13 protein-coding genes are annotated in these 16,248 nt (G+C 51.8%); 6 read left to right on the top strand and 7 right to left on the bottom strand.

Features of this window, described 5'->3' with window-relative positions:
* Positions 1–11: 11 nt before the first annotated feature.
* Positions 12–566, bottom strand: a complete 555-nt coding sequence (gene seqA / locus NG99_RS18600; protein WP_034896265.1) for a replication initiation negative regulator SeqA — start codon at positions 564–566, stop codon at positions 12–14.
* A 247-nt stretch (positions 567–813) separates the two neighbouring features.
* On the opposite strand from seqA, the gene ybfF reads away from it, so the two are divergent.
* The 4 genes from ybfF (at position 814) to fur (ending at position 3,486) form a co-directional block, all read left to right on the top strand.
* Positions 814–1,578 carry an esterase gene (gene ybfF, locus NG99_RS18595; protein WP_034896142.1) on the top strand — a complete coding sequence of 255 codons (765 nt, stop codon included), beginning with the start codon at positions 814–816 and terminating at the stop codon, positions 1,576–1,578.
* Between the two features lie 147 nt (positions 1,579–1,725).
* On the top strand, positions 1,726–2,007 hold the full coding sequence (ybfE, locus tag NG99_RS18590) for a LexA regulated protein (RefSeq protein WP_034896141.1): 282 nt from the start codon (positions 1,726–1,728) through the stop codon (positions 2,005–2,007).
* A gap of 161 nt (positions 2,008–2,168) precedes the next feature.
* A complete protein-coding gene (fldA, locus tag NG99_RS18585; protein ID WP_034896139.1) occupies positions 2,169–2,699 on the top strand; it encodes a flavodoxin FldA in 531 nt (176 codons plus the stop codon).
* A gap of 343 nt (positions 2,700–3,042) precedes the next feature.
* The gene (fur, locus tag NG99_RS18580; RefSeq protein WP_034896137.1) at positions 3,043–3,486 is read left to right on the top strand and encodes a ferric iron uptake transcriptional regulator; all 444 of its coding nucleotides are present in this window, start codon (positions 3,043–3,045) and stop codon (positions 3,484–3,486) included.
* 73 nt (positions 3,487–3,559) lie between these two features.
* Here fur and NG99_RS27685 read toward each other — a convergent pair whose 3' ends face one another.
* The 6 genes from NG99_RS27685 to nagE form a co-directional block, all read right to left on the bottom strand.
* Positions 3,560–5,095, bottom strand: a complete 1,536-nt coding sequence (locus NG99_RS27685) for an RICIN domain-containing protein (RefSeq protein ID WP_052130778.1) — start codon at positions 5,093–5,095, stop codon at positions 3,560–3,562.
* Positions 5,096–5,299: 204 nt separating this feature from the next.
* Entirely contained in the window at positions 5,300–7,957 is a 2,658-nt protein-coding gene (locus NG99_RS18570; RefSeq protein ID WP_034896136.1) for a beta-N-acetylhexosaminidase, read from the bottom strand.
* Positions 7,958–7,981: 24 nt separating this feature from the next.
* On the bottom strand, positions 7,982–8,173 hold the full coding sequence (chiQ, locus tag NG99_RS18565; protein WP_034896134.1) for a ChiQ/YbfN family lipoprotein: 192 nt from the start codon (positions 8,171–8,173) through the stop codon (positions 7,982–7,984).
* 29 nt (positions 8,174–8,202) lie between these two features.
* On the bottom strand, positions 8,203–9,618 hold the full coding sequence (gene chiP, locus NG99_RS18560) for a chitoporin ChiP (RefSeq protein WP_052130777.1): 1,416 nt from the start codon (positions 9,616–9,618) through the stop codon (positions 8,203–8,205).
* A gap of 467 nt (positions 9,619–10,085) precedes the next feature.
* Entirely contained in the window at positions 10,086–11,753 is a 1,668-nt protein-coding gene (glnS, locus tag NG99_RS18555; RefSeq protein WP_034896132.1) for a glutamine--tRNA ligase, read from the bottom strand.
* A gap of 154 nt (positions 11,754–11,907) precedes the next feature.
* Positions 11,908–13,932 carry an N-acetylglucosamine-specific PTS transporter subunit IIBC gene (gene nagE, locus NG99_RS18550; RefSeq protein ID WP_034896130.1) on the bottom strand — a complete coding sequence of 675 codons (2,025 nt, stop codon included), beginning with the start codon at positions 13,930–13,932 and terminating at the stop codon, positions 11,908–11,910.
* 335 nt (positions 13,933–14,267) lie between these two features.
* On the opposite strand from nagE, the gene nagB reads away from it, so the two are divergent.
* Positions 14,268–15,068, top strand: coding sequence for a glucosamine-6-phosphate deaminase (gene nagB / locus NG99_RS18545; RefSeq protein WP_034896127.1), 801 nt, complete (start codon positions 14,268–14,270; stop codon positions 15,066–15,068).
* A gap of 29 nt (positions 15,069–15,097) precedes the next feature.
* A complete protein-coding gene (nagA, locus tag NG99_RS18540) occupies positions 15,098–16,246 on the top strand; it encodes an N-acetylglucosamine-6-phosphate deacetylase (protein WP_034896125.1) in 1,149 nt (382 codons plus the stop codon).
* Positions 16,247–16,248 lie beyond the last annotated feature (2 nt).

Here is a 16,248-nt window from a genome sequence, read left to right as displayed (position 1 = left end):
TTCTTTATCAGTTAGAGGGTGCCGCAAACCTTGTCAGCGAGTTCCGCAGGGAACTGCATTGACAGCATGATGTGTTCAACCATGCTCCGTTTGCGACCTGTGTTGGTGTTGGTGATCACCCAATACGGCGTGCCGGGAATATGCTGCGGCTTGGTATGGGTGCCATTCTGTACCAGGGTCTGTTGATTGCCCGCAAAGTAGACGCGCGTCCGGCCGAGAAGCGACTCGGTGGCGGCGGCAAAGGCTTTGGGATCCTGATTATATAAAGTCGACAGAATCAGCATAAAACGATTGACCGCTTTTTTCTGCTCGGCATATTCGTCTGACAGCAGCAGCTCGCGCACCGCGCGAACGCGATCCTGCGGGCGTGACTCCACCTTCACCGGCGCGGCCTCTGTTGCCACGCTCGCGGCAGAAGAGGCTGTTGATGTCGCGGCTACAGGCGCACTTTGACCGGCAGTAAATTTCAGCATCCGCCGTAAAATGTCCGAGGCGCTTTCACCAATATGCTGAGTGTGGCTGGCGATATAACGGTATAGCTCTTCGTCGACTTCAATAGTTTTCATCTTGATCCAGTACAATTTTTGCTGATGAGAGCCGGTCTGCACGCGGTAAGCAGGTCGTACGCGATCCTTCCAGCTCTAACACGAGGATTATAAAGTTAAATCCTGCCGGGGTGTAGCGCCAGCCCCTGATACCAGTAAAAGTCAGAATATGCCGCAAAAAGATTGGCGAACCGCTTCTGGCCGTTACGGCAGGAAAAAGTGAATCTATGATACCCTAACCCCTCGTTTCAACAGTAAGAACTTTGCCATGAAATTGAATGCCCGCTTGCAATCTGAACAATCCGCTGCCGCCGACTCACCCGTGGTCTTCATTCACGGTCTTTTTGGCAGCCTTGATAATCTGTCCGTGCTGGCCAGGGGCCTGAAGGACGATCGCCCCCTGCTCCAGCTCGATCTGAGAAACCATGGCTTATCCCCGCGCGCTGACGAGATGGATTATCAGGCAATGGCTGAAGATGTGCTTGAGACGCTGGATGAGGCGGGCATCGATCGCTGCTCGGTGGTTGGCCACTCGATGGGCGGGAAAGTGGCAATGGCGCTGACTGCGCTGGCGCCAGAGCGTATTGAGCAGCTGGTGGTGATTGATATGGCCCCCGTTGCCTACCCTACTCGCCATCATGACGCTATTTTTGCGGCGCTGAAGGCGGTAACCGCCGCGGGGATTACCGTGCGCAGCGAAGCGGCCGCGCTAATGCGTGAGACGCTGGAAGAGGAAGGGGTGATTCAGTTTCTACTGAAATCCTTCCATCAGGGAGAGTGGCGGTTTAATGTGCCGGTACTTTGGCAGTGCTACGATCGGCTCATTGGCTGGGCCCCTGTTCCCGCGTGGCCTCATCCGGCGCTGTTTATCCGGGGCGAGCGCTCTCCTTATCTCGCTGATGAGTATCGCGACGCGCTGCTGAAACAGTTTCCACAGGCGCGGGCGCATGTGGTGGCGGGAGCAGGTCACTGGGTTCATGCCGAAAAACCTGATGCCGTTTTGCGCGCAATCCGCCGTTTTTTTGCGCTGTAAAAACAAATGCTTCCTGAACCAGCTAAATCATTGTCGTCATGACTTTCACTGAGGTATGATGGCGCGCTTAAAATCTGTCGCTGCACGAATTTCAGTCGACATCAGACCTGAATCATCAGAACTCCAGCCCTTCAGTATCACGATTCTATGGCAAAAGAAAACATGGACCGCACCACGATCGATCTGTTCGCAGATGACCGTCGTCCGGGACGACCAAAAACCAATCCGCTGACGCGTGATGAGCAGCTGCGGATCAATAAACGCAACCAGCTTAAGCGCGACAAAGTGCGCGGGCTGAAGCGCGTTGAACTGAAAATGAACGGTGACGCGGTGGACGCCCTGAACCAGCTAGCCGAGCAGCGTAATATCAGCCGCAGCGAACTGATTGAAGAAATGGTTATGGCGCAGTTAGCCGACCAAAACCGCTGAACGGGGACAGTTTACTGGTTAATCAGCCACCTCCGGTGAAGCACAAAGCGACAAAAGCAGGCGGATTACTCATTTATCCCCCTGGGGCTGTCTGCTATTATTAGCGGAATATAGTTCAGCAGCCTTAACCCTATCATTACGTTTCAAGAGGTTAGTAAGTCATGGCAATCGTAGGCATTTTCTTTGGTAGCGATACGGGCAATACGGAAAATATTGCAAAAATGATCCAAAAGCAGCTTGGTAAAGAGGTGGCTGAGGTTCATGATATCGCTAAAAGCAGCAAAGAAGACCTTGAAGCCTTTGATATCCTGCTACTCGGTATCCCGACGTGGTATTACGGCGAAGCGCAGTGCGACTGGGATGATTTCTTCCCTACCCTGGAAGAGATCGATTTCAATGGTAAGCTGGTCGCGCTGTTTGGCTGCGGCGATCAGGAAGATTACGCAGAGTACTTCTGCGACGCGATGGGCACCATTCGCGATATTATCGAGCCAGCTGGCGCCGTCATCGTCGGGCACTGGCCAACGGAAGGCTATCATTTTGAAGCCTCAAAAGGGCTGGCGGATGATAAGCATTTCCTCGGTCTGGCCATTGACGAAGACCGCCAGCCGGAGCTGACCGCAGAGCGAACCGATAAGTGGGTCAAACAAATTTTTGATGAGCTGCAGCTGAAAGAAATTCTGGAAGCATAAGTAGAGGGCCTGTAGTGGGAGGTATCTCACATCAGGCCAGCATTTTTTCCTATAGAAGTAATAGGTACTTTTTTGTAACTTTCATCTGCAAAACTGTAGAATATCGCCATCGGTCACCCTGCTTTCTTTGTGCCTTTGCCCTGGTGGCATGGCAAAGCGAAATGTTTACCCAGCGCCTGCTTTCTGGACGTAACGACTTCATCATTACCTCCCATTACAGATACAGCAACGCCAGAGGTGTTCATTTCGAAGCATCAGTACTATAATGAGGCGTTTTGCGTCGACCGATGTTCAGGGCTTTTCAGCCACACAGTGACTAGCAAAGTAACAGGACAATATCCGCATGACTGACAACAACACCGCATTAAAGAAGGCCGGCCTGAAAGTCACGCTTCCACGACTTAAAATTCTGGAAGTGCTTCAGGAACCAGAGGGCCATCACGTCAGTGCGGAAGACTTGTACAAGCGCCTGATCGATATGGGCGAAGAGATCGGCCTGGCGACGGTTTACCGCGTTCTGAACCAGTTCGATGATGCGGGGATCGTTACCCGTCATAATTTCGAAGGTGGCAAATCCGTTTTCGAACTGACTCAGCAGCATCACCACGATCACCTGATCTGTCTGGACTGCGGAAAAGTGATTGAATTCAGTGATGAATCCATCGAATCTCGCCAGCGTGATATCGCCACGCGGCATGGCATTAAGCTAAGCAACCACAGCCTGTACCTTTACGGTCACTGTTCTGCTGGCGATTGCCGCGAAGACGACACGCTGCACGACAAGTAATCTGCACTTACGCTGAACTAAAAAAAACCGGTGATATCACCGGTTTTTTCCTTTTATGATTGCAGTCGTGGTGTCAGTCTTTAAATTTTGACGAACTCACGGTTACCACCGCCCCCCTGGCATTCACCGTCTCAACAGAGATGATTCTTCCGGATAACTCATCATAGAAAGACTTGCCTGGCATCAACTGGGCGTCCAGCGTATCCTTCGCGACACTCTGGCTGCCGGGAGTCATATCAATGATGGTATTGCTGACCTGTTGTTTATCATTCACCTTATAACTACGGACCGTAACGCCCCTGACGACTGAATCCTCCTTCGACCAGTCTTCATAACCCGGCTGTGGCTGACGGTATTCAAGGACTAAATAGCTGCCGTCCTTGCGTGCTATACGCAGTGCCTGAAGACCGTTGGTCTGCTGCCAGAGTGGCGCCAACGTGTATCTGGCTGCGGTTTTGCCGGCTAGAGGCACGCTGTCTGAATCCAGCCATCCCAGTAAATATTGATAATTGGCCGGATAAAGATGGCCGCCACCGCCCCCCATAGTGTCGGTCTTATCTGTTGCATTACTTGAGGTTCGTGTACAGGAACCGTCGATTTGCACCAGATTCTTACTGGCACTACAACTCTTCAACGCATCAATATGACCAAATCCCAGATTGTGCCCAAACTCATGGGTCCACATCCAGTATTTGTGTCCCTGCCCGTTTGATAAAATAAAGTTTCCAGGCAGTGCCGCTATGGCAGCATTGGTACATTTTGGATTGGCCGACATTTCAGTGAAAACAGAATCGTATTTGCTTAAATCAATTCCCTTTTCAGCCGCTTTCTTTGCGATCAGCGCACGAAGTCGAGGTGTATCACAATGATTAGGCATCGGCCCAAGGTTAATATCGCTAAACGTATCGCCGCTCAAGGTAAGTTTGCCGCGAGAGGACAGGCTGACGTGCTGACGTAGCGAGGTAAAATCATTTTTATCGCCAAATACCGCCTGTTTAATCACGTCGGAATTTGCCGGTTTCTTCCCATCAAAATGGGTAATCAGCAGCGCGATTTTTTTATTCCCAACGGCTTTAGTGAGTTTTTTTTCCGGGAGGGGGGCATCCGTTTGCCATTCAGGCGCCTCATCCAGATTCTTTCTATCTAAAGAGAGCTGTCCATTATCATTGAATAGATAATGACCAACCTTACCCATATCACCAATATATTTATTCCTCAACAAAGAATTTCCGTTAAGTAACGTTTGGTGTTGCCATGTACGACTGGCGGTATAACCTGCACCCTGGCAGCTGTCCATTTTTATCAAAGAAGTCTTGAAAGCCCGCAGACACCACGTACTTCCTTTCTCTTTGTTCTTCAGGAAAAAATTTGTTCCACTATTACCAACAAAATCATAATACCACTCCTGCGAGTCTGATTTATTACAGGTATTGAAGGTGACATCCAGTTTATTGGACGCTAAATCGAGACATAAATTATTGTCTGAGGCCATTTTCAGGCTGCCTAAGTTTTCCCCGGCATAGGCAGACGTTAATCCGGAAGCGCCCAGAAGGCATGTCGATACCACGACACTCAGCGCCGCCTTACGAAAAGTAATAACATTATTCATTATTTTTTCCCTGGTGTAATTGATTAAACTCTATCTCCATAAAATCTTTATCAGGCTAAAGTTAATCCGGCCCGTGATCAATAGCTCGGCATCCACTAACGCCTTAAGCGGCATCAAATTCCCGACTTAAAACGGACTCACCGTCACAGCATAAAAAAAGCGATAACTATTAAGTTATCGCTTAATGAATTTCTTAGAGAAAAATCACTCCAGCACTTCAGTCCGGCTAAAGCGTTTGCCATCCGGGCTAACCGAACGAATTAACGTTTTCCCCAGCACCTCTGTTTCTGCTGCAGTACCGTAGCGCTGCCAGCTTTGACCGTCATCCGTGCTGTACTGAATGGTCAGCCCAGGTAGCGCCACATTCGCCTCCAGCTTACCGCCAACCTTGCGGGCTCCCGGGACGGGCAGGCGGTAGAGGATGCCGAATTTATCCAGCTTAGCCATTTCACGCTGTCCCAGCAGATTAGCAAAGCGCGTCCAGTCGCTCAGTAGCGTGGCGCGGTCTACATACTGCGTTTTGCCGCCGATATATTCTTTGCCAGCCTGATAATCTTGCTCCCAGTCCGCGCGGTGCCAGGCACGCTCGGCTACCGCAAGCGCGCGAGGGAAGATCATATACTCCATCTGCTCATCGGTACGCGTGGTTTCACTCCACAGCTGTACTGACAGGCCTTTTGCCCCCGGCCAGGCTTTATCTGACTTCGCCGAGAAATGTTTACCGTCGCGATCAACCGAGGTTTCAGCATTTTGCGGCAGGTTATTTGGCGCAAAGCTGAACATTTTCCGCTCGTCACTGAAGCGTGTCCCCCAGTAATAGCCCCGCTCCAGAGGATTCACCTCATACGGGAAATCCATATACACATAGTCAGGGTTAGTGATGATGACTTCGTAGCCCTTGTTAGCCCAGTCGTTTGCCGTATCAAAACCGCCCCAGTACAGCGTATCCCAGAAGTTAACGGCGACTTTTTCCGTACCAAAGGCCCTGGCATTTTTCGCGTCTTTTAATCCATCCTGCCAGGCCTGCATTCTACCGATACCGTGAGCATTGACCTGCCTGCTAACTTTGAGCGCAAAATAACTTGGCAGATGCTCCATATCGGCCACTTTGCCATCGGCGATCATCTTCTGGCAAACCTGCGACTTCGCCCATGGGCGATCTTCTTTACTCATGTCCAGCAGACCGGTGCCCGCTTTCGGCGTGGCGCGATCTGAATAGCCCTCTCCCAGACGAATGTTTTTCGCTTCATCGCCACCAAAGTGCCAGGTTTTCAGCGGCTGCCCCGCTTCGCGGTGCATAGCCTGAATTTCACTAATGATCTTATCGGTAAACCGCAGAGAAGAGGTCAGACAGGGATTGAGATAGCTGGTGCGATCGTAAAGCTGAACAGAGGTGGTATTTGAGTCGTCAGTCGGATCGACCAGCCGGTAGGCCATAGCCTCGCTTTTTTTACCGGCCTTCATTAAGCGATCGTAGCGTGCCTCCATCGACACCACGGCAGCACGGGCGTGAGCAGGCATATCAATTTCAGGAATAACCTGGATGTTGCGGGCATCGGCATATTTTACGATGTCGATATAATCCTGACGGCTGAAATGACCGGTGCCATTGTTATCGGTTTGCGGCCCGGAGCCCAGCTGCGGCAGCAGACAGTGTTTTTCACTGAGGTCATGGCAGCGTTTTCCGCCCACTTCGGTCAGCTCGGGTAAGCCCGGAATTTCAATGCGCCAGGCCTCGTCATCCGTCAGATGGAAATGAAATACGTTAATTTTCCAGGCCGCGAGCCGGTCCAGCATCCGTATTATCGCTTCTTTACTGTGGAAGTTACGCGCAACATCCAGGAACACGCCCCGGTACTGGAAACGCGGCGCATCGCTGGCCTTGAGCGTAGCAATTTTATTGCTGCCATCGGCAGGAAGCAGTGAAAGAATTGACTGTAAACCGTACAGGACCCCGCCCTGGTCGTAACCTACGATCTCAGCCTTGTCCTTACCGATTGTCAACGTGTAGGCCCCTGGCACGGCTCTCTCTTTCCCCTGTGCTTTTTTATCGGTGCGGGTGACGATCCGGTAACCTTCCTTCTGCAGACTGATACCTGACTGAAGGAAGCTTTGCTTAATGGCTCTGGCTTTAGCGGTAGATAAACTGTCCAGCTCCAGCTTCACGCCAACGGACAGATCGGCATCCTCTGCAAACACGTCTACCTTCGCAGGTGTGGGGACAATCTGACCACGGAGCGTTTGTGCATCCAGCGTTTTAACGTCACTGTTTTTATCGAAACGGCTGACCGCGTCCATCAGCACATTCTGGTCATCTGCCGTGCGTTTCCACTGATTGCCAAACGGCTCAACAAAGGTCGTTAAGTCTTCAGTGTCGGTGCTGGCGATAATTTTCGGCGTGGCATTTCCGGAGGTGACATACCAGCGCGGCATGACGTCGGTGATAAACAGCTGCCAGTACTCATTGACGATCGGAATCTCAATAGTGCCGCCAGCAGGGATACCCTGAAACTTGTCGGTAGGTTCCAGGCGGGTTAAGTCCCCAACGATATGCACCATGCGAAACTGATCGCTGTCCACCTTCAGCGTTTCATGAACGTTTGACATATAGATGGCCCAGTCCCGGCTATCAATCGCCTCTCCGGGGTTGCTCAGGGTGATGGTTGCGCGATTACAGGATGCCCAGTCGGCACCCAACGCGGCACAATCGACACCGTGATCTGCCGCCAGATTATCGGTGACCTTGTACTTCACGCCGAACTGGCTAATCCGATCGACAATGTCCTGGTCCGCGCTGGCGGCCCCGCTTGCCAATGCTGACATCAACGCGACTGCAACAAGACTGGCTCTGAACTTATTCATCCCTACTCCTTGTCCGTATCCGTATTAGTGGGTGTGTTCAATTTCCTGCTGAAGCTTGCCGCAGCGAGCTTCAATCGCCTCACCGCCGCCCATTTGCTCGGCATCCAGACAGTGCTGGTAGTCTCCGGCAGGAATGACTTCCTGAGGCTGTCCGCTGTTTTTTTGCGCACAGCCGCTGAGCAACAACGTGGCGACAAGCGGTAAAATGTATTTCATGTTCAGTTCTCCTTTTTCGGCCCGTGATCTTATTTACCAGGCTCAAAGACAGTGAAAGGCGCCATCACGATAAACTTAACGTCCTTCTCATCCTGGAAGATGTTGCCGTAACCGCCGCCCCAGCTTGGGATGTCGGAATGATTGTTGTAGCGGGTGTAATGCAGCTTGAACAACGTGCCTTTAACCGGCCCCTGTTGAACCGTGTAGAGCAGGTCAAGGTTCCATGCTGACTCTGTCAGACGATGATTCTGGTCAGAGAGTGAAGTCGTCGCAGGTCTGGCATCCCAGCCATAAGCGTAGGAGGTGCCGAGCGCCCAGCCCGGAAGCTGCCAGTTTTTCAGGTCATACATCACGCCGGCAAACAGCGCTTTCTCACCGTTAGCGTTAAAGTCCGACCGTAAATCCCACCAGACATCTAACCGGCCGTTGGAGGTGGCATAACCCGGCGTCATACGCTGCAGGAAGAAGCCCTGATTACCCTCGGCTTTTACCCAGGTTCCTTCCAGACGCAGATCGAACGGGCCGGCGGTATAGCCCAGCGTAATGGCCTGTAGCCAGGCGAGCCCGTCATAAACATCGTTCACATTGGCCGCGCCGCCGCGCTCTTTGTCTTTCGCGCCATAAAATTGCCAGCTGGTGGCTAAATCATTTCCGGCCAGTGGTAAGGCATAAGAGACTTTGCTGAAGTATTGATCCATATAATCGGCGGCCTGGCCGAAAGCGCCCTCCAGTACGAGGCTATTTTTAAAATCGTATTTTGCGCCCACTGAATGCAGATAGTTGATACCCGTTACGCCGTCCGCTTTGCGGAAGTTATACATATTCCGGTACCACGGCGCCTTATATTCATCCGTCCACAGATAAGAAAGCGAGAATTCACCGGCATCAGTGAAATCATAAACGGCTCCCGCTTCAACACCGCGATAAGTGCCGGGCAGGAAGCTCCAGTGCGGCGCCAATAAACTTTGCCCCTCAGGTTGTAAATACCCCCCGTGCAGCCAGTAATTCTGGTGTTTTAATTTTAGCGCAGCTTTATAAATACTGGCGCCGTTTTTATCGCCGCCCCATTTTTCATCCCAACGGGTTTTAGCATCGCTGAAGCCGATTTCATTGGGGGCTGCCGGGCCTTTGCCAGAAAGTTCAACTGCGCCAAATGCCGCCAGATCCAGACCAATAAAATCGGCCGCATAGCCGGATGAAAAATCCAGGCTGCCGTTAAACGCGGAGTGGTGAAGATTTTGCTGATACTGACCATATTTATCGCTGCCAGCATCGAGATCTTTGCGTTCACGATGGCGCTGCCAGTAATAAAGGCCGCCGGTTAGCGAAGCGTCATCGACAAAGCCTGAGGCAAGTACTGAAGGTGTAAAGAAGGTTCCTGATAGAGCCGTGCAGCCTACGAGGGTGCTGACCAGCGCAAGACGCGTGGAGGAAAAAAAGTCCATAAAAATTCCCTCTTCCATAAGAGTAATATTGTGCTATTAGGAAAATATCAGTTTTTAAGCGAGTGGTATTAAACATGCCATCTCACAAAGATAGTATTTTTCGCGACGCGAATTATCAATCATTATTTCCCATTATGGTGAAGAAACATGACGAAAGACACATAAAAAGAAAAATTAATAATTAGCACGGAGAGAGGAAAGGAGGACATCACTAATAACCCACGACAATCTTATTAAGAAAATATCATTAATTAACACTCTGACACCACAATAAAACAACATACCATTAACCAATTTTATTGGTAATAATTGAACATCTGAAATTCAGAAAAACTTAATAAGTTGGATTTCCTGTAAATGGCCAGCAGGATGTAGAAAATAAGTTTTCACCCTATCTACATAGCCGGTGACTTTAAATTAAAAAAAACGCAGACCATAGGCTGCGTTTTTACTATAGCGAGTACAAGTTATTCGCCCGCTTTCGCCCAGGTATCACGCAGTCCTACGGTACGGTTAAAGACCAGATGACCAGCGCTGGAGTAAAGGCTGTCCGCGCAGAAGTAGCCTTCACGCTCGAACTGATAAGGACTGCCAGCTTCAGCCTGCTGCAAACCTCGCTCGACAAAGCCCTGACGGATCACCAGCGACTCAGGGTTGATGGTGGTCAGGAAATCCTCCGCCGCGCCTGGGTTCGCCACGCTGAACAAACGATCGTAGAGGCGGAATTCCGCTGGCAGCGCGTGCTCCGCAGAAACCCAGTGAATAACGCCTTTTACTTTGCGGCCATCCGCAGGGTCTTTACTCAGCGTGTCGGTATCGCAGGTACAGAACAGGCAGGTAATATTGCCCTCTTCGTCCTTCGCTACGCGTTCGGCTTTAATGACGTAGGCATTACGCAAACGCACTTCTTTACCCAGTACCAGGCGCTTATATTGTTTGTTCGCTTCCTCACGGAAATCCGCGCGGTCGATATAAATTTCACGGCTGAACGGCACTTCACGCGTGCCCATTTCCGGCTTGTTCGGATGGTTAGGCATGGAAATGATCTCTTCATAGTTAGCCGGCAGGTTTTCAATCACCAGCTTAACCGGGTCCATCACCGCCATCGCGCGCGGGGCATTTTCATTCAGATCGTCACGGATGCAGGACTCCAGAGAGGCCATCTCAACGATGTTATCCTGCTTGGTAACGCCAATGCGGCGGCAAAACTCACGGATAGAGCCTGCGGTGTAGCCGCGGCGACGCAGACCTGAAACGGTCAGCATACGCGGGTCGTCCCACCCTTCCACCACCTTCTCTGTCACCAGCAGGTTAAGCTTGCGCTTGGACATAATGGCGTATTCAAGATTCAGACGAGAGAATTCGTACTGACGCGGATGCGCTGGAATAGTGATGTTATCCAGCACCCAGTCATACAGACGGCGGTTGTCCTGAAACTCCAGCGTACAGAGTGAATGCGTAATGCCTTCCAGCGCATCGGAAATGCAGTGGGTAAAATCATACATTGGATAGATGCACCACTTGTTGCCGGTCTGATGGTGCTCGGCAAATTTGATGCGGTACAGCACCGGATCGCGCATGACGATAAAGCTGGAAGCCATATCAATTTTTGCACGCAGGCAGGCGGTGCCCTCGGCAAACTCTCCGCTGCGCATTTTTTCAAACAGCGCCAGATTCTCTGCAACGCTGCGATCGCGATACGGGCTGTTTCTGCCCGGCGCCGTCAGCGTGCCGCGATATTCACGAATTTGTTCAGGGCTCAGCTCGTCTACATAGGCCAGGCCTTTGTTAATCAGCTCCACGGCATAGTGATGCAGCTGGTCGAAATAGTCAGAAGAGTAGCGGACATTGCCGGTCCACTCGAAGCCCAGCCACTGCACGTCATGCTTAATCGACTCAACATACTCCAGATCTTCTTTGACCGGGTTGGTGTCATCAAAACGCAGGTTACACTGGCCCTGATAATCTTGCGCAATACCAAAGTTGAGGCAAATTGATTTGGCATGGCCAATGTGCAGATAGCCATTCGGTTCCGGCGGGAAGCGGGTATGCACGCTGGCATGTTTACCGGTCGCCAGATCTTCGTCGATGATCTGACGAATAAAGTTAGTTGGGCGGGCTTCTGCCTCACTCATCTTAATTTCCTCAGTAATGCTAAGCATAAGTAGTGCGTTAAATAACGGAGTATGATCCACAAAGCCGGGAAGGGAAACAACCGTTTGTTAGGGGAATTCAATAAAAAAAGGGTGGGAATTGCTTCCCACCCCTGCATTGTAACGCAATCAGACGCTAGCCGTTAATTTCGTACAGGCGGCTTTCACCTGCCACAACGGTTTCACCCGCTACCAGCGTGATACCGCTGAAGTCGTCAATATTACTGACCACGACCGGGCTAATCATTGAGCGGGCATTGGCATTCAGGAACGCCAGATCCATTTCGAGAACGGGCTGACCAGCGGTAACCTGCGCACCTTCTTCCACCAGACGAGTGAAACCTTTTCCGGCAAGCGCCACGGTATCCAGCCCCATGTGCACCACCACCTCCACGCCTTTTTCCGTTTCCAGACAGAAAGCATGGTTGGTATTGAAAATTTTCACTACGGTACCGGCAGCCGGAGAGACGACCGTGCTGCTGGTTGGCTTAATAGCCAGGCCATCGCCGACGGCTTTGCTGGCGAAAGCTTCATCCGGCACCTGATCCAGCGCCACAACCTCACCGCTCACTGGCGCAACTAACGTAGCAATAATGCCTTTAGCCACATTAGGAACAGCCTGAGGAGCTGAGGGTTCTACCGGCACGGAAGAAACGCCTGAGGCCGCCACCGGACCTTTGCCCAGCACCGTTTTCATCGCTGAAGCAATGGTTTCAGCACGAGTGCCGACGATAATCTGCACGCTCTGCTTATTCAGGCGAATCACGCCCGAAGCACCGAGGCGTTTCGCCACCGATTCATTGACCGCGCCGCTGTCCTTCACGTTGAGGCGCAGGCGGGTAATACAGGCATCAATGCTGGTCAGGTTTTCCGAGCCGCCTACCGCGCCGATATAACGACGCGCAAGAGATTCGGTTTCGGACTCTTTGTTGCCAGCGGCGTCAACGTTCACGTCATAACCATCGCTTTCATCACCATCGACGGAAAGCTCGCGGCCCGGCGTCATCAGGTTGAATTTTTTGATGGTGAAGCGGAACACCACGTAGTAGATAACGAAGAATACCAGCCCCTGCGGGATCAGCATGTACCAGTGCGTCGCCAGCGGATTTCGCGTCGAGAGCACCATATCCACCAGCCCGGCGCTGAAGCCGAAGCCAGCAATCCAGTGCATACTTGCCGCGATAAACACCGAGAGCCCGGTCAGTACCGCATGGATGACATACAGAACCGGCGCCACAAACATGAAGGAGAATTCCAGCGGCTCAGTAATCCCGGTAAAGAAGGCGGCAAAGGCGGCGGCCAGCATAATACCACCGACTTTGGCGCGGTTTTCCGGGCGAGCGCAATGGTAAATAGCCAGCGCGGCGCCAGGCAAACCGAACATCATAATCGGGAAGAAGCCAGCCTGATAACGACCGGTAATGCCGACAATGCCTTTACCACTCTGAATCGACTCAGCGCCGCCCAGGAAGTTTGGAATGTCGTTGATGCCCGCCACGTCGAACCAGAATACCGAGTTCAGGGCGTGATGCAGACCAACCGGGATCAGCAAGCGGTTAAAGAAGGCGTAGACGCCAGCGCCAACGGAACCCAGCTTTTGAATGCTTTCACCGAAGCTCACCAGACCACCGAAGATAATCGGCCAGATATACATCAGGATGAAGGCGATCAGGATCATCAGGAAGGAGACCAGAATCGGCACCAGGCGACGACCACTAAAGAAGGAAAGCGCTTTGGGAAGCTCTACGTGACTGAAGCGGTTATACACTTCCGCAGAGATAATCCCCACCAGGATACCCACAAACTGGTTGTTGATTTTGCCGAAAGCCGCCGGCACCTGGTCGACAGGAATTTTCTGGATCATCGAGACCGCCGCCGGTGAACACAGCGTGGTCACCACCAGAAATCCCACAAAACCGGTCAGCGCCGCCGCGCCGTCCTTATCTTTTGACATGCCGTAAGCCACACCGATGGCGAACAGCACGGACATGTTTTCAATGATTGCGGAACCGGATTTAATGAACAGTGCAGCCAGAGCATTGCCTGCACCCCACGCGTCGGGATCCAGCCAGTAACCGATCCCCATCAGGATCGCAGCGGCTGGCAGCGTTGCTACCGGCACCATCAGCGCCCGTCCTACTTTTTGTAAATAACCTAACATTACCTTCCCCCTTGAGACCCGTTAAGGCGCAAATAGCCGTTTTCTGTTTTTATCACGGCTAATTGGTTTCTGAATGACAGTCAAACCACGGTACGGAGTGTAGAAAAAAATTAATTCGCTTCGCAAATTAAAAGCGCTCTGTTTGTGACTTTTATCACCAAAATACGCATTATAGTCGGCGTGAGTCTGGCTATCATCACAAACTTATTTTATGATCCGAATTATCAAGGCGGATTTATCCCTCGCAGAGTGTGGACAGGACGCGTTACGCTTAGCGAGCCTGCACCATAAAGACCGTCTTACCCCCTTTAACATTTACTGAAATGAGGTGATACATGAGACTGATTCCTTTGGCTACCCCGACCCAGGTTGGAAAATGGGCTGCCCGCCACATCGTCAATCGCATTAATGCTTTCAAGCCGACCGCTGAGCGCCCTTTTGTGCTGGGTCTGCCAACCGGCGGCACGCCGCTGGAAGCCTACAAACATTTAATCGATATGCATAAAGCGGGCCAGGTTAGCTTTAAAAATGTCGTCACCTTTAATATGGATGAGTACGTTGGCCTGCCGAAAGAGCATCCTGAAAGCTATCACAGTTTTATGTACCGCAACTTTTTCGATCATGTTGATATTCAACCCGAAAATATCAATCTTCTGAATGGTAATGCCCCCGATATTGACGCAGAATGTCGCCAGTATGAAGAGAAGATCCGCTCTTACGGCAAAATTAATCTGTTTATGGGCGGCGTCGGCAACGACGGCCACATCGCTTTCAATGAGCCAGCCTCTTCACTGGCTTCTCGTACCCGCATCAAAACGCTGACCCATGACACTCGCGTTGCCAATTCACGCTTCTTCGATGGCGATGTGGATCAGGTGCCTAAATACGCCTTAACCGTTGGCGTGGGTACGCTGTTAGATGCCGAAGAAGTGATGATTCTGGTGATTGGTCATGTGAAGGCACAGGCGCTGCAAGCCGCCGTAGAAGGCAACGTCAACCATATGTGGACCATCAGCTGCCTGCAATTGCATGCCAAATCCGTGGTGGTTTGCGATGAGCCGGCCACCATGGAACTGAAGGTCAAAACCGTTAAGTATTTCCGCGAAATGGAAGCGGAAAACGTAAAAAATCTGTAAGCCACCCAGGCAATAGTCAGGAGATCATTATGTACGCTTTAACCCACGGCCGTATCTATACCGGCCACGAAATACTGGATAATTATGCCGTTGTCATTGCTGACGGCCTGATTGAGCGCGTCTGCGCCCTGAGCGATCTTCCTGCCGGCGTGGCAACGCGTGACGTGGGTGGCGCAATCATTGCTCCTGGGTTTATTGACCTACAGCTCAACGGCTGCGGCGGCGTGCAGTTCAATGACGACATTGATGCACTGAGCGTGGAAACGCTGACTATTATGCAGCAGGCGAATGAAAAATCCGGCTGCACCAGCTTCCTGCCCACGCTCATCACCAGCACCGACGAAATGATGAAGCGTGCGGTCGAGGTGATGCGCGCTTATCTGGCGCAGAACGCTAACAAAGCCCTCGGTCTGCACCTTGAAGGTCCGTGGCTGAGCCCGCGCAAGCCAGGCACGCACAATCCAGACTTAATTCGCCTGCCCGATCCGGAGCTGGTAGATTTCCTCTGCGCCAATGCTGATGTTATTAGCAAAATCACCCTGGCCCCTGAGCAGGTTGACAGCGCGGTCATCCGTCAGCTGAGTGACGCCGGAATTGTCATCTCCGCCGGCCACTCGCACGCTACCTATGACGAAGCCCGCCGCGGTATCGCCGCTGGTCTTAGCTTCTCAACACATTTATATAATGCCATGCCGACAATTACCGGCCGCGAACCGGGTCTGATCGGCGCGCTGTTTGATGCGCCAGAAGTGTGGTCCGGCATTATTGCAGATGGTCTGCACGTTCATTACGCTAATATCCGTAATGCCAAACGGATTAAAGGCGACCGGCTGATTCTGGTGACCGATGCGACCGCGCCCGCGGGCGCCGCCATTGACCAGTTCATTTTTGCTGGAAAAACAATATACTATCGTGATGGACTCTGCGTTGATGAGAACGGTACGCTCAGTGGTTCCGCGCTGACTATGATCGAAGCTGTGGCGAACAGCGTCGAACACGTTGGCATCTCACTGGACGAATCGTTGCGAATGGCAACGCTGTACCCGGCGCGGGCTATGGGTGTGGAGAAGAAATTAGGGTCAGTTGAGGCCGGAAAAGTGGCTAACCTGACGGTTTTCACCCGTGACTACAAAATAATCCAGACTATCGTTAATGGTGACGAAGTCTTAAGCGAGTAGAT

It is taken from the genome of Erwinia typographi (assembly GCF_000773975.1).
GTDB lineage: Bacteria > Pseudomonadota > Gammaproteobacteria > Enterobacterales > Enterobacteriaceae > Erwinia > Erwinia typographi.
Note: the sequence above shows the minus strand (reverse complement) of the source record. Positions and strands in the feature narration are given on the sequence as shown.